Source organism: Hufsiella ginkgonis (genome assembly GCF_009834915.1).
Lineage (GTDB): Bacteria > Bacteroidota > Bacteroidia > Sphingobacteriales > Sphingobacteriaceae > Hufsiella > Hufsiella ginkgonis.
On record NZ_WVHS01000002.1, the window covers coordinates 45,929 to 66,873 of the forward strand.

Below are 20,945 nucleotides of genomic sequence, written 5' to 3' on the forward strand. Positions count from 1 at the left end.
GATGATGGATTACTTTTCTTTTTATGATCTCCCGGTGTCGTTTAACCCGGATGTTGCTTATGTAAAGCGGAAGTTTTACGAGCTGAGCAAAGTATATCACCCGGATTTTTATATCAACGAGCCGGCAGAGAAACAACAGGAGATCCTCGAACTTTCTACCCTGAATAACCGCGCCTACCAGGTACTTTCCGATCCGCGGAAGCGGCTGGCTTATATCCTGGAGGTGAACGGCCTGCTGGAAGAAGGGGAGAAGTACCAGTTGCCCCCCGCCTTCCTGATGGAAATGATGGAGGTGAACGAGGCGCTGATGGAACTCGAAATGGACCCCGACGATGCGGGCCTGGTCGCCATTACCGTTCAGGTAGGCGATATTGAAGCCAATATTGCCGGGGAGTTGGCACTGCTGATGCAGCATTTTGATGAAAATACAGCCGATAAGGGAGCTACCTTATTGCAAATCAAGGACCTGTATTACCGGCAAAAATATCTCTTGCGAATAAGGGATACGTTGAGTAAGTTTGCAGCCCGTTAGAATAATGCCCAGCTGGCGGAATTGGTAGACGCGCTGGTCTCAAACACCTGTGGGAAACCGTGCCGGTTCGACTCCGGCGCTGGGTACCGAGCCCCTTTTTACGCAAGTAAAGAGGGGTTTTCTGTTAAAAACCTGCCTGGAGTTTTAAAAATGAAAATGGAGTAAGAGATCAGGCTTAAAGTTTGGGAGCTATTAGCTGTCAGCTATCAGCCTTGATTACACTGTCAAGCCTGGAATACTACTCAGGAATAGCTCAACATCAATTACTTATCTTATAAAGTATACTCACAGGCTGAATGCTGATAGCTGACAGCCAAATACTCCCCGGAAATTCAGCTTGATCCAAACAAACCAGGCCCCCAAAAGAAAATATCAGGTCCGAAACTAAAGAGTCATCACTTCCCAGGTGCCTGACAGTATGGTTCGGAATAACAAGTTAGAAACGGAAATATTTTGATCGCCTCATGGAATGGTATTTTTCGATACGATAGAGAATCGTTCACTAATAGCAAGTAAAATAAGTTCGCGCGGTAACAAGTGTTTCTTCCTCATCTAAAACGAAATCAACATGTCCGGAAAATCGTCATTTTCACAGGCGCACGGGCTGAATTCACATCCGGGAAAGTTTGCAAACGAGGTGGCGTTATCTTTATATCGTCACGGCCTTTAAAGGTGTTTTATAGCGCCGGGTATGTGGCCACTTAATTAGCAATACGTATGAAACCCATTAGTTTGGTTCTTTTTTTCTCTTTATTAAACGGTACGACGGTTTTCGCGGCAACCCTGTCTATAACGGTTATAGCACCAAAAAAGCAAGACATCAAAATAACCGAGCCTTTAAACGGGGCCTACTTCTGGGGTAATTTTACGTCGTATTCGCTTAACGCGGACAATAAGTTATCCCTCCCCAACAGGCTTACACGGGCCGGGATCATAGACATCGCCTATGGACCCTCCAGCTTCAGATTCTATATCGAGCCGGGAAAGGACTATTCGATAAGTATCGATCTTAGCGATAGCAGGCAGCCTTTCCGGTTTTCGGGAGCAGGGGCGGACGGTCAGTACCAGCTGAATAAATTTAAGCCATCAGCTCTCAGGAATCAAACAGATTCCTGGATTGACAGCGATAGCTCGCTGACTACGATAACCCGTGCCATAGAAAGAGAAAAAGATCGAAGTATTCGTCCTTTTGACAGCCTGCTAAGCGCAGGAAAGATCAGCAGGGCGTTTTATGGTCTCGCCGCCAGCGAGCTTACTTACTATTACGCCGAAGCGACGGCCTCAGTGATGATGAACGCATACAGGCAAAATAAATCTGACTGGCAGGGAAAAGTACATTTTATGATGTCGAAGGCAGAGCTTGATAAATCGTGGTCCGGAATGTACGACACCTATAAGTTAAGCGGCACGTATGCCCTGGGGTCCAGGAAATTCTTTGCGTTCGCCGATAATTTTATTGGGGCCTATCAATTACAATTTCTTGGCGACGCCCTGTATCATCGCGGAGCGTATTGGACCATGAAACCCTACACCCATACCGCCCGCTACAATGCCTATACTAAACACTTTAAAGGAGAAGCCAGGGAATATTTACTGTTCCAATACCTGCACCAGGCGGCATCGCAACGGAAGTACGAGCAAGAGCTGGTTACGCTATATGACCGCTATAAAGCCACTTATCCCAAAAGCATATATCTTCCTTTTTTGAAACCGGAAATAGATAAAGTGCTCGCCTTCCACATTAAAGCAAGAATGAAGGCGGATTCAACCCAGGTATTTTTGACTAATTATGCAAAAATCAATTCGCTGGCCGAACTAATGGCACGATTTAAGGGTAAAGTGGTTTTTGTGGATATGTGGGCCACGTGGTGCGCGCCCTGTAAAGAAGAGTTTCAATATAACCCGGAGCTCAAGCGATTTCTAAAAGAAAAAAACGTGGAGATGCTTTACATCTCCATGGATGACGCCGACCGCGACCAGCAATGGAAAGATATGATCAAATATTATGATCTTTCAGGTACACATATCCGCGTATCCGACTCACTTCGTAAAGACCTTTCGGAAAAGATCTGGAACAGTAAAACCGGCGATGGGTATTCCATACCGCAATACCTGATCTTCCGCGATGGCACGATGGTAGAACATAATGCAAAAAGACCCGGCAGCAGGCAGGAACTGTACGACCAGATCGCGGCTTACCTTTAAATGCCCAGTCTTTTTTTTATACCATCCCGTTTCTGCCTGGATAAGGGCACTTTTCTCCCGCCTTCCATGAGTAAATACCCGTTATCCTCCTTCACCAGAGAAAGTACGTGATCCAGGTTAACCAGGTGCGATTGATGACAGCGAACGAATCCGTAGTCGACAAGCAGTTCCTCGTATTCATAGATCGCGCGCGAAACAAGTATTTCCTCACCCGTTAACAGGTAGAATGTGGTGTAGTTGTTTGATGATTCGCATCTGACAATGTCCCGGACAGGCACAAACCGGGTATCTTTTTGAGAAGGCAAGGCAATGCGGTGACTGTTGCGGTCGCGTCGTCCATCGATTAGCGCAAGCAGGTTTTCGAGTTGGCGGTTCTTTTGCTTGTGGTCCAGGCGGATAACCGCTTTGTTCACCGCCTCTTTCAGTTCCGCGCTGTTTACCGGTTTTAACAGGTAATCGATAGCCGAAAATTTTATCGCCTGTATTCCGTGTTGATCGTAGGCTGTTACAAAGATCACCTCCACATCGCGGTCGGGGAGCTCCCGCAAAAGGTCGAATCCATTTTTTCCCGGCATCTGGATATCCAGGAACAACAGATCCGGGCGATGGAGTGTGATCAGCCTGGCGCCGTCGGCAGCGTTCCGGGCGGTAGCGGTTATTTCTACCTCTGGGCAATGTGCCGCTAGCATCGCCCCGAGGTTATCAAGATTCGGAAGTTCGTCGTCGATAAGGATGGCACGAATGTTCATGAGCTGGCGATCCAATTTGCGAAGGTAAGCAATGCGTGCGTTCCTTCCCTGTTCACGAAGGTAAGGCTTACCGATCTTTCTTTTTCTAGTTGGTTGATCAACCTGATCCGATCGCGCGTGAGACGAATACCGTAACCCGGGTAAACTTCTTCGGTAAAGCCCAGGCCGTTATCGCTTATTGCGACGGATAAGGTGGCGCCCTGCCGCGAAATAGCGATGGTTAACGTTCCCTCTGATCCGTTGACCGAAATACCGTGTTTCACCGCATTTTCTACCAACGGCTGCATGAATAAGTTGGGGACATCGATTTCAGACACGGATAAAGCAGGGTCAGTGATAATAGCCCACTTGAAACCGAAGCGGAGCTGTTCCAGTTCAAGGTAAGTCCGCAGAATCTCCAGTTCGAGGTCGAGGGGATTATAGAGACGTCCGCTGGTTCTTAACGTACTCCGTAACAGGGAGCTGAACTCTGTTAAGTAGTGGTTGGCACGATCGGCATTTCCGGCATTAATAAGCCCCTGGATGGAACCAAGCGCGTTGAAAACAAAGTGAGGATTAAGTTGGGCCTGCAGGGAGAACAGCTGCTGCTCCGTTTTCAGCTGCCGGGTTTGAGCCGCGCGCAGGCGATATACCGTTGCTGCAAGGAGCGCTCCGATAAGTAAAGCCAGTATCGCTCCGCCAAGTATCACGTAAAAAAGCGTGGTTTGATACCAGTACGGTTTTACGCGCACATACAGGTTCACTTTCACGTTCTTTTGAAAAGTATACCATATCAAAAGTGTATACGCTGAGTTCGGTTCCAGATTTTGAAGCACAACGTCATTGCGGCCCTTACCGTCAATCGTGCCGTTCGTGCCGTTTTGCGTTAAGTGATAGGACAGCAAGAGGTCATCCCATAACCCGGCAGGCTTTCGAAAGAACAGGCGTACTGGCTCGCCGGGAGAGACCACGATTTCTTGCTCCTCTTTCACCGGTACAAAGCTGGAAGTGTCTTTTTCAGCGATCACCTCTCCGGGGCGGTACGTGCGGTAACCTTTGACCAGTAAGGGTAAACGTATTCGTTCCAGATAGTAACTGCTCACGAGCGTATCAGTAGCCGAACGGTAAAAATTCACGCGGAGAGGTTCATTTTCCTGTATGGATGTGTCTACGATCAGCCCACGCTGGCGAATAATTCGCGCCTTATCTTTGCGATTTGTGAAGTTTGAGACCGTACTGCCGGTTAGTTCCCTGTTAAATTTATCGAAAACACGGTAATAGTAGCGCGAATCTTCTGAGCGCGCTAACTGAACGTCTGTCGAGGCGCGCATGACCTTATCCCTGGCGCCGTCGCGATCGGTAAGCGTCATAGAAATCCGGGGGCCAGAAAAGATCATAACCGAAGTTTTCCCGCGGTATACTCCCCCGGTTATAGCTGGATCAGCATAATAGCGGGCCGTTAATGAAGTATCCTGTCTAAATCCGTTTACGGTTATCTTAAGCGGAACTCCACCGGTTGGGAAGTACGTTTGCCCCGTAACAGGAAGCACCCGGGCCAGGAGCATAAGCAGCATGGGATATCGGAATGATTGAAAATGCATGTTGATTCTATTAGTTTAATTGCCGGCGAGTTTGCCGTCAGTCAACATACACCCGGAACTCAGTCAAGCCTCCATTCATTACATACAGAGATACCGCCAGGTAAATTTAATGATACCGGCGACTTTGGTGCAATGTAAACAGACCAGGTAACTAATCAAAACCGGAATGTGAATTAAAACGCTGTGTCTGTGAAAATGATAGGAAATCCCCGGGGTGTGCCCCTTTGAAAGATGCGAACTTTCGGATGTGTTTTGCCCATTCTATAACAGGCCGCTAATCATCTCTTTTACTTCCTTGTTCCCGGGAAAGGCTGTAAATTTATTGGTGAGCACCCCTTTTTTGTTATATAATAGATATGACGGAATACCTTCGAACTCAAAATGGTTCATGATATATTCCCACTGCGAGGCTGTAAGATAATAATGTTCATTACCTATTCCTTTAATTTTTTCTTCCCATAGCTTGCGCGGAGAGGAACCGTTTGTTAAATACACAAATGCAACCTTTTTATCCCGAAATTCACCCTTTGCACCTCTGAATTCTTGCATTGCCTCCAGGCAGGGAGCACACCATGTTGCCCAAAGGTCGATAAAGATAACTTTACCCTTGTGTTTAGCGACGATTGTTTCTATAACTTTATCATTCGAAACCAGGGAGATATCATTTATAATAGTGGGCGATTTTAATTTGTTTAATTCAATAACCTGTAGATTTTTTCGAAATAATATCTTTGCAATTTCTCCATTCTTCCAATAATTCACTATATGCTCTTTTTGCTTTTCGGTTAGCGGTTTTATTTCTTCATTTAGCTGTCTGCCATAGGCATTAGCCGCCAAAATATCATAGTATAGACCATCTTCGAATCCGACTAAGTCAGATAAAATAACTTTCGCCTTTGCCAACCAGGCAGGAATATCGCTTTCACCGATTACAGGAAGCCCTAATATTTCATTCTGAAGAATTGTCTTTTGAAATTCCGGGAATGTAAAACAATACAGATATTGTGGATCATTGAGATTAAAGTCTTTCAAAAAATGATAATACGATCTATCAATCTTTTTTATCTCAGGCTTTTTGCCTTTATTGTCCTTTAGATTTCGGTAATTAAGCATCATGTATTCTTCATAATCAAAGACATGTGCATTATAAAGGAATAAACAAAAATCTCTTGACAGAACCCCTTTTAGCTCCTTTGATATCAGTGTGTCATTATTTACGATCGCTAATCTTTCCGATAAGATAGTCTTAGCGTAATTCAGAAAATAATCCGTACTTTTTTCATGCAGAGGTTCCGGTGTCCTGCCCGATCGATGACCAATCATTTTACTCATGACCTCCAGGCCCTGGGTCATATCATTTTGAGTCATACCAGCAGGCGTAACGTCGATATTTTTGATTTCATAATCCGAATTATAAGTAATATCGATGTTGGTGACACCACCGCTTGTCAATTTAACAAGAAAGGTATTTTCCAATTTTAAACTTATATATAATCCAACCAGGGAAGTAGCTGTTTCAACCTCAACGTCGATAGAGAACTTCCCTGATCGGTCGACAAGCACTTTATGCCGGACATTCTCTCCTGAAATTGGATGTAAAACAGTAATAACTATAAGAATATTATTCTTGTTAGTGTCATGTGGGCTTATAATTCTTCCTGTTATTTTACATGTACCTGCTACTATAGTAGGTGTATCTGTAGCCATGTGAACAGGCTGTTTACATGATAATAAAAACAAAAGGCTGATTATGCAAAATAGATGTGCGGTTATTTTAGTTTTCATAATTAGAAAATAATTATCGATGCAAGGCGTGGCGGCATTTCTGGCGAGGTGACCATTGGATCTCCGTGTAAATAGCCGCGTTCGCCTGTTTTATTTCTGTGATATACTTTGTAGGCGACATAAACGACGTCAGTCCGCTTAACCAATGCTGCTTAAGATATAAGATTTCGGCCTTTTCCTCAGGCGTTTCATGGAACAAATATAAACTATTTTTGTAATTTAAAAACTACAATTGTAGTTATTTCGGAAATGAAAATCCGGAACAGCAATCCGTCGCAAACCTGTTGATAACCGTAGGCATCATTCTACACGGCAATACCGGGACCAGGCACTTTTATCCTGATCAATTTGGCGAATAGCTCGTCTGCTCCCGGGATAGTTTGCATCTTCAATCGAGGCATCGGACAGGTTCAATTTTACCTGCTTTTGCTGGTTAGCGGAGGCAACATATGAACGATTTCAGGGCGGTGTCGCCCATCCATTATGATCGAAAACTTGGTTTTTCTGAAAAAAACTTAATCATATAACCCGTCACGCGGTTAATAAAGCAGCCAGAGATTTTATTACCGGCATCTTATACTCCAGGTTAAAAGACTGCTTACCACTACCGATCTTAACATCAAGGAATCTTGATACAAAACAGGTTTTGATGAGCCTACTAATTTTGTCAAATACTTTAAAAATTTAGCGGGCAGCTTTCATCTGAGTTCAGGAAACTCAAAATTGGCTTATAGCGTTAATATAGAATCCGAAAGCTGAACACTTAACAACAATGAAGAGACCGGAAGAAATAAAAAGGGAATATATTCACTTGATAGAAAGGCACCTGGATGAACTGATACGGAACAAGGCCGGTAAAATGTTCGGGATAGAAGATTTTTCCAGGATGCTGTTCGTTCATCCCACACATTTGAGCAATACCATAAAGGAAGCAACCGGTACCTCGGCATGTGGAATTTATCAGCTGAAGATCATGGAGATGGCACTGCGTTTATTGGCCGACACTTCTTTATCCATAAAAGACATCGCATTGCTGCTTACTTATGAGCCTTCTCAATTTACCAAATGGTTTAAGCGCATAATCAACTTAACGCCGAAACAGTATCGTTTAAAGTTATCCTCATTAGGCCCGATGCGGGTAAATTCTGAAACCATGACCATTTTAAAAAGATATAGCGATATACCTTTGTGCTTTTAAATGCATGGTAATGAATTTATCTGTAAGTAATGTCCTTATTACGGGTGGTAGTGATGGTATAGGAAAAAGTCTGGCAAAGAGATTTATTGAAGCAGGAAGCAGGGTTATTGCGACAGGGCGCGGCGAAGAGAGATTAAGACAAGCAGCTGGTGAGATTCCCGGCCTGGAAATTTTTGCAAATGACATTGGAAACCCTGATGAACGGGAAAAATTAGCGGAACATATCAAACAGCTTATGCCCGGTATTAATATTCTTGTTAATAACGCAGGTATCCAGAGACGGGTTGAACTTGCCGCCGATACGGCGCCATGGGCCGAGCGGCAGGCAGAAATCGATATCTTATTATCAGCACCCGTACATCTTAACCATTTACTTATTCCGGTTATCCTTGCTAATGGAGCGCCTTCGCTGATCGTAAATGTTACATCCGGCGGCGCATATATCCCGCAAGTATTTGCTCCTGTATATAGTGCATGTAAAGCAGCATTGCATAGCTATACAGGTACACTTCGCCACTCCCTGGCAGGCACAGCATGCCGTGTCGCCGAACTTATCCCGCCTGCAGTACAAACAGGTTTGGCGGGAGGAAATACCGCTCATGGCGCAGCTTTGGAGGCATTTGCCGATACCTTTAATAATTTGTTTATCGAAGATGAAATCGAAGTGGGCTACAAAACTACTGAAAACATCTCCGTGGAAATTTCAGGAAAGCCGCTGAATGAATTGTTCACTGCGTTTTCCGGGAGATTTCCCGTTAAGACCTATAAGAACAGATGAATGTTGGTTTAATCAATTAGGGCCGGGGCGATTCTTTTTAAGAGCTGATCTCGAGCTTATATCCTTTGCCGCGGATCACGGTAATTTTGATATTCGGATCAAATTCTATTTTTTTTCTGAGTTTTGATATGAACACATCCAGGCTACGCCCCACAATAACGCCTTCATCTTCCCATATCTCTTTTTGAAGCCGGGTTCTCTCTATAATCTCGTTAGGTGATATTGCGAAAATAAGCAGCAGACGCGTTTCGGTGCCGGTCAGGTCTATGATCTTTTTATTTATTGTCAGCCGCCGTTCCTGCGCATCAAACAAGACCGAGCCCAAAGTGAATATCCTGGTAGGCTGAGCGTTAGGTAAGACTTTCCGCGGTTTAACGGATCTCAAAAAAATAAAACCGACAAATGCTAAAAATGGTAGGCCGCCCAGCAGATATCCATTCTTCGCGGTAATTATGCCCGTCGGCTTAAATCTAATGTTTATAACGTAACAGGCTTTGGGCTGCACTCTTCCTGAACATGCTATAATATTATCTTTTTCATTTCCGGATATGGCGTAACCGAACATTACACCGTTGCTGCCGCAATTCCGGACGTTAACGATATAATCACTTGCCAGCGGATCTTTGGCTAACAAACGCCTGGTAGTATTCACCAGGGAGTCCGGCTGGAAGGTGAAATTGTTCTCAAAGCTGATCTGGTATTCATTTTCGGCGGTTTTTTTCACCGGAAGGACTCTTGATGTACTGTCGCCCGACTGTAATAGCAGCTCATGTCCGATCCTGCGGAGCAAAACTTCTTTTTTCGCGGAATCAAAATCGTTACCGCCGGACATGCTGAAAGCCCCGCAGATTACGGAGATAAGCAACAGCAGCATCAGCCCGTACAGGTACCTGCCTTTCCCCTTAAGCAGTTTTTGCTTTTCAAACATAGTATTGTGATTTATTTACAAAGTTTACATTTTAATTTACAATCCTGATTTTACCGGCCGAAAAATATCAAAGTAGATTCGTCGAATCAATTTTGATATGATATGAAAGATAAAAAAAATGTTTTGTACAGCCTGATTATTATACTGTCAGGGGTGCTTTACGTTCCTGTCCGGGCTCAGCAGAAAAATGAAGCCCGGGATGTAGTTTACCAGCTCGATCTTAAAAAAGCAAACTGTTTTGGAAGGCGCCTGGAAACAAGCATAACGGGTTTATATTATTTAATCTGGGCACCCTTAGCAACTTTAACGCCGGCAGCCCGACCCGTGGCATCTTCAGTATAAATATGAACAGCATGAGGAGTACTGATGAATCTACAGCCACCGGGAGAAAAAAGGTTGACGACAAGCTAAGTGTTTACTAAGAAATGATCCGAACGGCTGAATTGTCCGCTATCGAACGGTGAAGCCCTTACCCGGTAAAAATTAAATAAATTATGAAATACGTACATGTATATACGCTGTTCTTGATCTTTGTTTTTTGCGCTTCCTGTAAAGGGCAAAACAAAACAGGTCCCCCGAAAGGAAATACCAGGTCTGAAACCAAGGAGGTAACCACTTCCTATGGGCCCAATAGGATCGTTCGTACAATCAAGCAAGATAAAAAAGGCGATATTTGGATCGCTTCATGGGAGGGTATTTTTCGATATGACGGAAGATCTTTTACCAATATTACCGGTAAAGTGAGCTCGGCCCGTTTTTTTTCTGTTTTAGAAGATAGCAAAGGCAACTTGTGGTTCGGCTCCATCGGTTCAGGTGTTTATTATTACGATGGGAAATCCTTTCAAAACTTCACTACCAGGGACGGACTTCTTAATAATGATGTCGGTAGTATTTATGAAGATAAAAAAGGCGATATCTGGTTCGGTGTTTTTGGAGGAGCAAGCCGGTACGATGGAAAATCCTTCCATAATTATATCATAAATGGAGATGGGATGAGTGAAGATCGGACAGGGAAAACTTTTCCGTATAGACCCCCTTATGAAGTTAATTCTATTATAGAAGACGGCACTGGCAAATTTTGGTTTGCTACGAGGGGCAATACCTTCGTATACGACGGAAAAGCATTTACCGTTTTTACCCATGAGGATAAACCATTTAAGAATGTTCGTTCTATTATCGAAGATAATAAAGGCAATATCTGGCTTGGTGGACCTGATGGTCTTTGGCGCTATGATGGCAATACATTTACCAATTTCACGCAGAAATTCATTGGCTACATCATCGAAGATAAAAAGGGCAATATTTGGACTAGTTCAGAAGGGGATAATAGCCGTGCCTGGGCGCTTTCCCGGTATGAGGGAAAGTCCTTGTCTGATAAAAAGCCCGCTGTAACCGAAATAAAGTCAAATGAAGGAATGATTTTTGGGATCTTAGAAGCTTATGACGGAAGTATTTGGTTTGGCACTCTGAATGGTGTGTATAGTTATGATGGTAATGCCATTAGTGACTATAAAAGTAAGAGGTTAGGAAATAACTTTTATAGCCAATAATTTAAATTAGCGAATCTACTTCAGCACCTGGTTTAGTCGCTCTAACAGATCCCGGATGACACTCTTGTATTTAGTTGTCCATTAATCCTGCCGGTATTTTCCCGTCTGTTTTCGGAAATGCGATACCAAGAAGTTTCACCATGATGGGCGTCATGTCGCGCAGGTTCATTTCTTCTATTACGGCGCCTTTGCGGATACCCGGGCCATGCGCTACCAGGCCGGTGCGAATATTCCTGGTGTCGGGAAAATGCCCGTGGGTACCGCCCTTGCCGGGTTTCACGGCATCGCCGGTGCCGGCCGCGCTGAATGAGGCGTCATGCTCCCCGGTAAGCGCGAACGCAACATTGGGGTTGTAGCCGCCTTTGTCTAGCTGTTCCTTGCTGATGATGCGGTAATATTGCTTCACACTGTCTGGCTGTGCTTCCAGCAGTGCTTTTACCTTATTGGCGGTAGTTTTGTCGGAAGGATCTTTGAGGTACAGGTAAGCAGATCCGCCCACTGAATTGAACTGGGCTTTCCAGTCGCCTGTTTTCAGGTCATTGATCAAGCCGGCTTCTTTCAGCCATACATTAGGTGAGATCGTCTTTTTCACATCATAGAACCCATGGTCGCCGCCGATGAGGAGTACCGTGCTTTCCCAGATGCCTGCTTCTTTCAACGCATCCATGATAATGCCCGCGGCCGCATCCGCATCAGCTACCGCTTCCTGTACCCGGGCTCCGTAACGCCCCACAGCATGTGCCGCGCCGTCGACGGAGAATACGTGAATGGTCATCAGTTCAGGTTTGCTTTTTTTTATTACATAAGCGGCGATCTTAGCGATGTTCTGATTTTTTCCGTGATCTATTTTGTCAACGCCGCCGAACACTTCTTTTTTTACGACGGCATAGAACCCTTGCGGTAAAGTATACTGCTCGCGGACAGCGTCGCCCAGTCCGCCTATGTCAGGGATATTATAGTCTACAGGAGCATTGGCGGATACTGGCCAGTAGAGCGAAGCAACGGTCATGCCTTTTTCTTTCGCTGCTTTCCAGATGGTAGGTACATGGATGGAACTATCCTGCCAGTAAGGCTGTTGGGGAGCTCCATCGGGTGTGAACAGGTTGTTATAAAATATGCCATGCCTGGCTGGCTGTACGCCGGTAATGATCGTGGTATGCGAAGGGTAGGTCATAGAAGGAAATACACTGTTCACTCCTTTGGCATATGCCCCGTCTTTCATCAACGCATGCAGGTTTGGCGTTTGCCATCCGCTATCAAGGTAAAAATCAGGACGAAATCCGTCGATGGTCAAAAAAATAACGTGTTTGGCGGGCTGTGCCAGGAGTTGCCCTGTTGTGATAAACAAGGCAAGCAATGCGATCGATAGTTGTTTTTTCATGCTTCTTCCATACTGGTTTGCGGGAGTTTGGGTTCGATCCGTAAACCGGGATAAAGAACGGGGTAATGTGTTTGTGTTTTTGTTAACTTTTTGTGATATTTCAATAACGAAAGAGCCCCGTCATCGACGAGGCTCTTTCGTTATTGATCTTATATTCGGGCGTTGTCACGTCGCTGTTCTCCGCTGAGAATGCACGTACTTATGCCACCGCTCTCTCCATGCCAGTGTCTATAGTTTCGGAGCCTGTTTCTAAAAGTGATTGGATTTCCGGACACTTGATGTATACAAATAAGCCATTCTCAAAGGCAAATTTCCTAACGTGCAGGGAGAGCAGTGATATCGCATTGTTTCCTTGGTTAGCATCTGATACTTGAACCTGGTCGATCATAATTGCGCTTATCCCGCAAAAAGTGAATGAAATGCGGGCGATTTCGTTCTTATCGGAGTACATCGTGCAGGTTCCGCGGGTGCTGGTTTCTTTGAATGTTATCTTCATGAGTTTAGTTAAGCTAATTCCTTTATGGGAACGCCGGTTATAAATGCAAACAGGATGCCAGAAAGACTGCAGCTCACGTCATCCCCCGGATCCTGATCTATTCGTCATCCACGGTGTATTAACGGCGTGACGCCCTTGCCCGGACATACATAAAAACAAAAAAAGTGAAACCAGGATTTGCGAACGTGGTTTTATTGTTGATACGTACTTAAATCATTTACTACCATGGCAAAATATTCGAAAAAGGCCGGCGAGAAAGTGGAAAAAGCCGTCCACGAAGAAAAGGAAGGCAAATTGAAAACGGGGAGCGGCAAGAAGGTCACCTCAAAAAAGCAGGCGATAGCGATCGGCTTATCTGAAGCCCGTAAAGAGGGAGCGAAAGTGCCTAAAAAGAAGGGGGATTAAATATCCGCCTGGTTTATTTCAGATATTAATATTATACGAATTCTTGTTCTCGCACATCACAAACGTACTGTGTGTGCTTCCTATGCTTTTTACAGAACCTAGCTTATTAAATACAAAGTCCTGGTAATGTTTCATGTCTTTGGCATACACTTTCAGCAGGAAGTCGTAATCGCCGGAGATATTGTAGCATTCCACCACTTCGGCGAGGTGCAGGATATCGGTCACGAACTGGTGCCCGATACTTTTATCGTGCTGTTTAAGCCGGATATTACAAAAGACGATCAGCCCGTAGTTGAGCTTTTCCGCGTTAATTAATGCGATGTACTTTTTGATGTAGCCGTTCGCTTCCAGCCTTTTTACCCGTTCGAATACGGGAGATGGCGAAAGGTTTACCCTGCCGGCGAGCTCTTTAATGGTGAGATTTGAGTCTGCGCCCAGCAACCTCAGCAGCTGCAGATCTGTTTCATCAGGTCCTTCCATGGAATAATTTTCTTTTAAAGTGATCTCAATCTGTTTACAAAGGTATAAAATTCTTCAGAGAAAGATTTCTTAGACTTTTATGCTGATTTTTTTAGTTAAAAAGGCGATATGATCTTATATTATAGCTTTGCAGGGTATTTTAATCTTTCCATTTCAATGGATTAGGTACCTAAAACTGAAGAAATGCTGACGCAAAACCTGGGCTACCCGCGAATTGGTAGCCAAAGACAACTTAAAAAAGCCTGCGAACAATATTGGGCGGGCAAAATCGGGCAGGACGAATTAAACCGGGTCGCCCGTACCATCAAGGAAGAAAACTGGCAAACACAACTGGATACCGGTATCGGCCTGATCCCGTGTAACGATTTTAGCTTCTATGACCAAACCCTGGATATGAGCCTGTTGCTGGGCGTTATCCCGCAGCGCTATTCGCCTGTATTGACGCAGGTGCCGGGCAACTCGGAGATCGATCTTTATTTTGCGATGGCTCGTGGCTACCAGAAAGACGGGCTGGACATCACCGCGATGGAAATGACCAAGTGGCTGGATACCAACTATCATTATATCGTACCGGAGTTTAAGGCAGGCCAGGAGTTCGCCATTTCTTCTGAAAAAGTATTCGGTGAATACCAGGCGGCTAATAAACTGCTCGGGCAAAGAGCCAAACCGGTACTGCTTGGCCCCGTAAGTTACCTGTTGCTCGGCAAAGAAAAGGAGCAGGGATTTGAGCGTATAGATCTCATTAAGAAGCTGGTGCCGATTTATGTCGACATCATTAACCGTCTTAAACGCTTGGGCGCCGAATGGGTCCAACTGGATGAGCCTTGCCTGGTGCTTGACCTTTCCGCAAAAGAAAAGGATGCGTTTAATTATGCCTACCACTGCATTGCTAACGGGGTAAGCGGGGTGAAGCTGCTGGTGGCCACTTATTTCGACGCCTTGCTGGACAATACGCAGCTTGCCGTTAACCTCCCGGTAAAAGCCCTGCACATAGATCTCGTACGCGCGCCCGAACAACTGGATGAAGTGCTGGCCTTAATTCCGCCTAACCTCCGGCTTTCGGTAGGTGTGGTAGACGGACGTAATGTCTGGAAGAACGATTACGTAAGATCTTTGAACCTGGTTAATAAAGCGGTTGAAAAGCTTGGCGCCGACCGGGTGATCATTGCGCCTTCCTGCTCATTGCTGCACTGCCCGATAGACCTGGAGCTGGAAACCGGGATAGACCCGGAGATCAGGAACTGGGTGGCTTTTGCCAGGCAGAAGCTGGATGAAATAGCGGAACTCGGGCAAATTACCCGCGGTAACACTGCGCTGCTCGACGCTAACAGGCGGGCGATGGAAAGCAGGCGTTCGTCGCAGAAAGTGCACAAACAAGCGGTAAAAAGCCGTGTTGCCGCCATCTCTGAAACCGATACCGCCCGTAAAAGCGCTTTCCCGGTACGCCAGGAACTACAGCATGAACGTTTTAATTTTCCGCTCTTTCCAACCACTACGATCGGGTCTTTTCCTCAAACGGAAGATATCCGGCAGTTACGTGCCAGGTTAAAAAAAGGCGACCTCACCATCGAACAATATGAGAAAGCTATTGAAGAGGCTACCATCGATGCCATCCGCTGGCAGGAAGAGATCGGGATCGATGTGCTGGTGCACGGCGAATTTGAGCGGAATGATATGGTGGAATATTTCGGCGAGCAGCTCGACGGGTTCCTGTTCACAAAGAACGGCTGGGTACAGAGCTACGGCAGCCGCTGTGTGAAGCCACCTGTTATTTACGGAGATGTGAGTCGTCCGCAAGACATGACCGTACGCTGGACCAAATTTGCCGCCGCGCAAACCACCAGGGAAATGAAAGGCATGCTAACGGGCCCGGTAACTATCCTGCAGTGGTCGTTCGTGCGCGACGACCAGCCCCGTGAAATAACCGCCAACCAGATCGCCCTGGCGATCCGTGATGAAGTGATGGCCCTGGAAGAGGCAGGTATCAGCATCATACAGATCGATGAAGCCGCTATCCGCGAAGGGTTACCGTTGCGTAAAGCCAAACGCCCGCATTACCTGGATTGGGCGGTACGGGCGTTCAGGATCACTGCGGGCGGGGTCAGGGACGAGACACAGATCCACACGCACATGTGCTACAGTGAATTTAATGATATCATCGAACACATCGCAGCCATGGACGCGGATGTGATCACGATCGAGACCTCGCGCTCGCAGATGGAGCTATTACAGGCGTTCGCTCATTTCGAGTACCCGAACGAGATCGGGCCGGGCGTGTACGACATCCACTCGCCGCGTGTGCCCGGCACCGGCGAAATGGTATCGCTCCTGGCCAGGGCGGCCGGCCTGCTGCCTGCACGCAACTTATGGGTGAACCCTGACTGTGGCCTCAAAACGCGTAAATGGCCGGAAACCAAAGCTGCGATAGTAAATATGGTGGCGGCGGCGAAACAAATAAGAGAACTGATCGGGTAGCAGGAAATCCATGATATAAATAATATCTTAGGAACCTCGAAGAACGGCCGGCGGCCCCGATGTCGGGGCGCCGATAAACTATTGACGAATAGCTGTTTATAAGTAGTTCAAGTATTAACATGTTTTTAGAAAAGATAAAATCCGGGGAATCAGGCGTGTTGCTTTACGGCATTACCCCGCCAAAAGAGGAAACTGCTCCAGAGCGCGTTGCAGAGATCGCAAGGAAAACAATTGAGCGCCTGGCCGCCTTAGACATTGATGCCCTGGTAGTATATGATGTGCAGGACGAGTCTGCCCGGACGCAAGAGGAACGGCCTTTCCCGTTTTTAAAAGCGCACGACCCGTTCGATTTTGCTTCCCGATATCTCGGTACTTTAAATGTTCCCAAGATCATTTACCGTCCTGCAGGCAAATTCTCGCCGGAAGAGCTCACCGCATGGCTGGAAGGGCTGCATCAGCATAATTTCTACCCTGTTTTTGTAGGCATACCGGCACCCGATTTCCCGGTAAAAACCAGCCTGGCAGAGGCTTACAAGATCTGGAGCAGCCACCGGGATACCTCCGTGATCGGGGCGGTAACCATCCCGGAACGGCATGCTGTGCTCAAAGACGAAGATGTACGGATGCTCGACAAAATGAGCTGTGGCGTATCCTACTTTATTTCACAATGCGTGTTTAATGTCGGGTATGCAAAGGAGGTGATCGAGGCTTTGGCCAACAGCTGCCAGGCGCACGACAAAAAATTCCCGACAGTGATTTTTACCCTGACCGCCTGCGGATCGGCGAAGACGCTGCATTTTATGGAGTGGCTGGGCATCCATGTACCCGATGAGCTGAAAGAAGACCTGAAAACATCCGATAATATTCTTCAGAAGTCAGTCAATGTTTGTCTCGGAATTGCATCGGAACTTACGGCCTTCTGTACGGAGCGTTCCATCCCCTTTGGCTTCAACATAGAAAGTGTTGCTATCCGCAAAGAAGAGATCGAAGCTTCCGTTCACATGGCCAATGAGATCGGCCAGATGCTGAAGACCCGGGGCGTGAGAAAATAGCGGCGGCAGATGCCCTTAAGCCGATTTTTACGCCCGCCGTATGGAAATTACGCCGGTTAGTTATCCTTATTATGCGGTATAAAAGCATAATATGAATAAACTCGACTTAAAAATAGCAATTCGCACTTTTCTGAACGGTAAATGGTATAACTTTTTAAACCTATCAGGGCTTGCCCTGGGCTTTGCGGCATTTATGTTTGTAGCGCTGTATGTCGACCACGAGACCGGCTACGATGAATGGAACCGAAACGTCGACCGTATTTTCCTGGTAGAAAGGGAAACGCCAAACGGGCCTTCGCCATATACTCCCGGTAAGCTTGCGGCGGCCGTCAAAAGTCAGTGCCCGGAAGTAGAAGAGACCGGGCGGATGAATACCGCATTATTCCAGCTTCCCTTTTACACTTCAGCAGGAAGGTTCCTGGTAACGAAATGGGTGGGGGCCGATTATTCGATCGCCGGCATGCTGGGTATCAAACCCGAAGGGTTTAAATTAACGCCGGGCACCGCGCCTGCCATTTTACTGTCGCGGAAAACCGCCGGCGTACTTTTTCCCGGGGAACGCGATATCCGGGATAAGACGGTGAACATGCTCAGCCGGTCAGGTATGCCCATGACCGTCGCAGGCGTGGCAGCCGCGGCACCGGGCAATACCAATTTTAGCTTCGACTGTATCGGCTTCAGCGATGACATCACGGAGGGAAAAGACCAGGGCTATGCCAACCAGATCTACCAAACCTTTTTATTGGTAAAGCCCGGCGCTGACATTGCGTTACTTTCCAAAAAGATCGACCAGGTATATAAGGAGGCAGCGTTAGCCGACGGCAGCCGGGTTGACCGCGAATCGTTAAGCTCTGCTGCGCCGGCCATTTATTTAGATCCGTTGGCCAACCTGCACCTGAAACCGCATTACGGTTCGCCGGCAAACAACCAGGTCGTAAAAGGGCTTACCATACTTGCGGTCATTGTCCTGGTGGTTACCGGTATCAACTTTACGAACCTTTACGTTGCGCAAGCTAACAGGCGTTCCAAAGAGGTTGGAATAAAGAAAGTGAACGGCATCCTCAAGCGGCAAGTCATCACCCAATTCCTGCTGGAGATCTTTTTCCAGTGCCTGCTCGCGCTGGCGTTTGCTTTCGTGATCGTGGTCGTCGGGCTGCCGTATTTTAACCGTTTGCTGGGAGCCGACCTCCTGGTTGCGGGGATAAACCTCAAGATCATATTACAGCTGGTAGTCAGCCTGGTGACGCTAACCTTATTGGCAGGTGTTTATCCCGCCATCGTGATGGCGGGTTTCCGGCCCGTCACCGTATTAAGGGGAGAGCCGCTGGCCAACGGCGGAAAGTTTTCGTGGATCAGCGGCTCCATCACCACCCTCCAGTTCGCCTTTGCGGCCGGATTTGTGATTGTGCTCGTAGTGATCAACCGGCAGGTGGACTATATGCGGTCTGGAGACCCGGGGTTTAGCGCCAAACAGGTGATTTACATTGATAACCTCGGGATCTATAACGATCCGTTGAAGTTCGAACCTGTCCGCCGGCGTATACAAGCCATTCCAGGTGTAAAGCAGGTGACGGTGACCTCTCATATCCCGGGAGGTATTATTCCGGGATCATCTGAATATACCACGAGGAATAAAGCGTATCCTATGCATACCATCGCGGTTGATCATGGTTATTTCGAGATGCTGAACATCGCGCTGAAAGAAGGCCGTTCTTTTTCTTCGCCCGGCGCGTCGGATACCGCAAATGCGGTAATTAATGAGACGGCGGCCAGGCAAATGGGCTTAAAGAATGCCATCGGGTCGCAGATAACCGGTTGCGGAGGTACTTACCAGGTGATCGGGGTAACGAAAGACGTGAAAGCGAATGGATTTGAAACGCAGATTCAGCCTACGATCTACTTAATGGGAGGCGCCTGCGGTTTGTTGAAAACGCAGATCATGGTCAGTGCCGACGCAAAGGCCATACCCGGCATGCTGCAAACGCTGAACGCGCAATGGGGCAGCATCAATAAGCTGGATGGGGACAGTTTCAGTTATCATTTCCTCGACGAATTGTACGGGCGTCTCTTTATCAAGCAGGCGCAATTACGGTCGGTATTGCTCTGTTTTTCGCTATTGGCGATCTTTATTTCCTCGCTGGGCTTTTTTGCTTCGGCGGCAAACACGATCCGCCTTCGTATGAAAGAAATTGTGATCCGGAAAGTACTGGGGGCCAGCAGCAAGCAGTTAACCGTTACCTTAAGCAAGCCGTTCTTTTATTGCGTAATTATTGCCAATGCCATCGCCTGGCCGTTCTCTTTTGTGGTTGCCACTAAGTGGCTGGAGACATTTGCTTACCGGGCGACCCTTTCATTTGCACCTTTTGTGTTTGCACTGGCAATCTCGCTGCTTATGGTGGCTGTTACGGTGTGTTTGCAGATCGCCAGGGCGGTGAGGTTTAAGGCGGCGGTTAAGTTGAAGGTGTAGTGGGTAGCTGCAGGTACTGTGGTAAATACCCGTTTTGCAGCCACCAAAAACCCAGGGGGGACGGTAATTGTGTTATGAGAAATGAATGACCTCCTCCTTGTTCTGCTCCGGGCCGCTCCCGAAGGCAAAGACCTCGCAACCATTATTACCCCTATCATGAGCGCCCTGGCGCTGATCCTGTCGTGCGCCGCCTTTATATTTTCGGTGTTTATCCAGCTCAGGGAACGGAAACGGAATATTCGCCAGACATTGAGCACCACGCTCAGCGAGATTGCCGGTATTAATGTAAAAGTGTTTACGCTCCGGCGGGAGGAAGAAGAAAAAACGCCTGAACTCGTGGAGGTCATCAACAACTATAATGCGCAGCGAGGTACGCTGGTATCGGCGGCCGATTTCCTGATGGAGCAAAACAGCAGGCTCGCCAGCGACGTAGACCTTGCGCTGATGGCAAGGACTTACGACCAGCTCGGTGATACCGGCAAGGCCAACCAATACTGGTGCGAAGCGGTGAAACGCGCGTCTACGCCCGCCCAAAACCATAAGCAGCAACGCGATTACGCGGCCTTTCTCTTTAAAAAGAACCAGGCGGAAGAAGCCAGGCGAATGTTTGAACAATCACTGGCGGCGAACTTCGAGGGGCGCGACGATGAGCTGGCTTACCTGGCGCAGACCTTCGTGTTATGGGCGGGGCTGGAGAAAGACTTCGACAACCACGCGGACTTTGAAAGGCTGATGCAGGAAGCGGGTGCAAAATGCCAGCTGATCAAAAACCTAAAGAAGCGAAAAGAGCTGCAGGAGGTGATCGATCGGGCCAATGGTAAAGGGAAGTAATAACATACAGTCATCCCCGGTAGCAACAAAACGGCGAAAATACTGTTTAGGAA

Annotated in this window: 18 protein-coding genes and 1 tRNA gene; 12 read left to right on the plus strand and 7 right to left on the minus strand. The window is 47.0% G+C overall.

Going from position 1 to position 20,945, the window contains the following annotated elements; translation table 11 throughout:
- Position 1: 1 nt before the first annotated feature.
- The 3 genes from hscB (at position 2) to GS398_RS06980 (ending at position 2,737) form a co-directional block, all read left to right on the plus strand.
- Positions 2-532, plus strand: coding sequence for a Fe-S protein assembly co-chaperone HscB (gene hscB, locus GS398_RS06970; protein WP_369410237.1), 531 nt, complete (start codon positions 2-4; stop codon positions 530-532).
- Between the two features lie 6 nt (positions 533-538).
- Positions 539-618: transfer RNA gene (locus GS398_RS06975), tRNA-Leu, on the plus strand.
- 631 nt (positions 619-1,249) lie between these two features.
- Complete coding sequence (locus GS398_RS06980) at positions 1,250-2,737, plus strand: TlpA family protein disulfide reductase (RefSeq protein ID WP_160906059.1); 1,488 nt, start codon at positions 1,250-1,252, stop codon at positions 2,735-2,737.
- Here the strand turns inward: GS398_RS06980 and GS398_RS06985 are convergent.
- The 3 genes from GS398_RS06985 to GS398_RS06995 form a co-directional block, all read right to left on the minus strand.
- Positions 2,734-3,486: a LytR/AlgR family response regulator transcription factor gene (locus GS398_RS06985; protein WP_160906060.1), complete on the minus strand. Its 753-nt coding sequence runs from the start codon at positions 3,484-3,486 to the stop codon at positions 2,734-2,736. The two genes, GS398_RS06980 and GS398_RS06985, sit on opposite strands and share 4 nt — an antisense overlap.
- On the minus strand, positions 3,483-5,066 hold the full coding sequence (locus GS398_RS06990) for a sensor histidine kinase (RefSeq protein ID WP_160906061.1): 1,584 nt from the start codon (positions 5,064-5,066) through the stop codon (positions 3,483-3,485). Before GS398_RS06990 ends, GS398_RS06985 begins: the two co-directional genes overlap by 4 nt.
- 261 nt (positions 5,067-5,327) lie before the next feature.
- Complete coding sequence (locus GS398_RS06995; RefSeq protein ID WP_160906062.1) at positions 5,328-6,773, minus strand: TlpA family protein disulfide reductase; 1,446 nt, start codon at positions 6,771-6,773, stop codon at positions 5,328-5,330.
- 850 nt (positions 6,774-7,623) lie between these two features.
- Here GS398_RS06995 and GS398_RS07000 point away from each other — a divergent pair.
- Both GS398_RS07000 and GS398_RS07005 read left to right on the plus strand, forming a co-directional pair.
- The gene (locus GS398_RS07000; RefSeq protein ID WP_160906063.1) at positions 7,624-8,049 is read left to right on the plus strand and encodes a helix-turn-helix domain-containing protein; all 426 of its coding nucleotides are present in this window, start codon (positions 7,624-7,626) and stop codon (positions 8,047-8,049) included.
- A gap of 10 nt (positions 8,050-8,059) precedes the next feature.
- Positions 8,060-8,827 carry an SDR family oxidoreductase gene (locus GS398_RS07005; RefSeq protein ID WP_160906064.1) on the plus strand — a complete coding sequence of 256 codons (768 nt, stop codon included), beginning with the start codon at positions 8,060-8,062 and terminating at the stop codon, positions 8,825-8,827.
- Between the two features lie 37 nt (positions 8,828-8,864).
- Here the strand turns inward: GS398_RS07005 and GS398_RS07010 are convergent, their stop codons facing one another.
- Complete coding sequence (locus GS398_RS07010; protein ID WP_160906065.1) at positions 8,865-9,755, minus strand: winged helix-turn-helix domain-containing protein; 891 nt, start codon at positions 9,753-9,755, stop codon at positions 8,865-8,867.
- Between the two features lie 102 nt (positions 9,756-9,857).
- On the opposite strand from GS398_RS07010, the gene GS398_RS07015 reads away from it, so the two are divergent.
- Complete coding sequence (locus tag GS398_RS07015; protein ID WP_160906066.1) at positions 9,858-10,097, plus strand: hypothetical protein; 240 nt, start codon at positions 9,858-9,860, stop codon at positions 10,095-10,097.
- Positions 10,098-10,249: 152 nt separating this feature from the next.
- Positions 10,250-11,305, plus strand: a complete 1,056-nt coding sequence (locus tag GS398_RS07020) for a ligand-binding sensor domain-containing protein (RefSeq protein ID WP_160906067.1) — start codon at positions 10,250-10,252, stop codon at positions 11,303-11,305.
- Between the two features lie 70 nt (positions 11,306-11,375).
- On the opposite strand, the gene GS398_RS07025 is transcribed toward GS398_RS07020, so the two are convergent.
- Together GS398_RS07025 and GS398_RS07030 are read right to left on the minus strand one after the other, a co-directional pair.
- Positions 11,376-12,686 carry an alkaline phosphatase family protein gene (locus GS398_RS07025; RefSeq protein WP_160906068.1) on the minus strand — a complete coding sequence of 437 codons (1,311 nt, stop codon included), beginning with the start codon at positions 12,684-12,686 and terminating at the stop codon, positions 11,376-11,378.
- A gap of 199 nt (positions 12,687-12,885) precedes the next feature.
- A complete protein-coding gene (locus GS398_RS07030; RefSeq protein WP_160906069.1) occupies positions 12,886-13,182 on the minus strand; it encodes a hypothetical protein in 297 nt (98 codons plus the stop codon).
- 225 nt (positions 13,183-13,407) lie between these two features.
- Between GS398_RS07030 and GS398_RS07035 the strand changes: the two genes are divergently transcribed.
- Positions 13,408-13,587 carry a DUF6496 domain-containing protein gene (locus GS398_RS07035; RefSeq protein ID WP_160906070.1) on the plus strand — a complete coding sequence of 60 codons (180 nt, stop codon included), beginning with the start codon at positions 13,408-13,410 and terminating at the stop codon, positions 13,585-13,587.
- Between the two features lie 18 nt (positions 13,588-13,605).
- Here GS398_RS07035 and GS398_RS07040 read toward each other — a convergent pair whose 3' ends face one another.
- Positions 13,606-14,067, minus strand: coding sequence for an Lrp/AsnC family transcriptional regulator (locus GS398_RS07040; protein ID WP_160906071.1), 462 nt, complete (start codon positions 14,065-14,067; stop codon positions 13,606-13,608).
- 183 nt (positions 14,068-14,250) lie between these two features.
- Here GS398_RS07040 and metE point away from each other — a divergent pair, with 183 nt between their 5' ends.
- The 4 genes from metE to GS398_RS07060 all read left to right on the plus strand — a co-directional run bounded on the left by metE (position 14,251) and on the right by GS398_RS07060 (position 20,892).
- Positions 14,251-16,542 carry a 5-methyltetrahydropteroyltriglutamate--homocysteine S-methyltransferase gene (gene metE / locus GS398_RS07045; protein ID WP_160906072.1) on the plus strand — a complete coding sequence of 764 codons (2,292 nt, stop codon included), beginning with the start codon at positions 14,251-14,253 and terminating at the stop codon, positions 16,540-16,542.
- Positions 16,543-16,661: 119 nt separating this feature from the next.
- Positions 16,662-17,594 carry a methylenetetrahydrofolate reductase gene (locus tag GS398_RS07050; RefSeq protein WP_160906073.1) on the plus strand — a complete coding sequence of 311 codons (933 nt, stop codon included), beginning with the start codon at positions 16,662-16,664 and terminating at the stop codon, positions 17,592-17,594.
- 91 nt (positions 17,595-17,685) lie between these two features.
- Positions 17,686-20,061 (plus strand): ABC transporter permease, encoded by a 2,376-nt coding sequence (locus tag GS398_RS07055; RefSeq protein ID WP_160906074.1) that lies wholly within the window; start codon positions 17,686-17,688, stop codon positions 20,059-20,061.
- Positions 20,062-20,142: 81 nt separating this feature from the next.
- The gene (locus GS398_RS07060; protein ID WP_160906075.1) at positions 20,143-20,892 is read left to right on the plus strand and encodes a hypothetical protein; all 750 of its coding nucleotides are present in this window, start codon (positions 20,143-20,145) and stop codon (positions 20,890-20,892) included.
- Positions 20,893-20,945 lie beyond the last annotated feature (53 nt).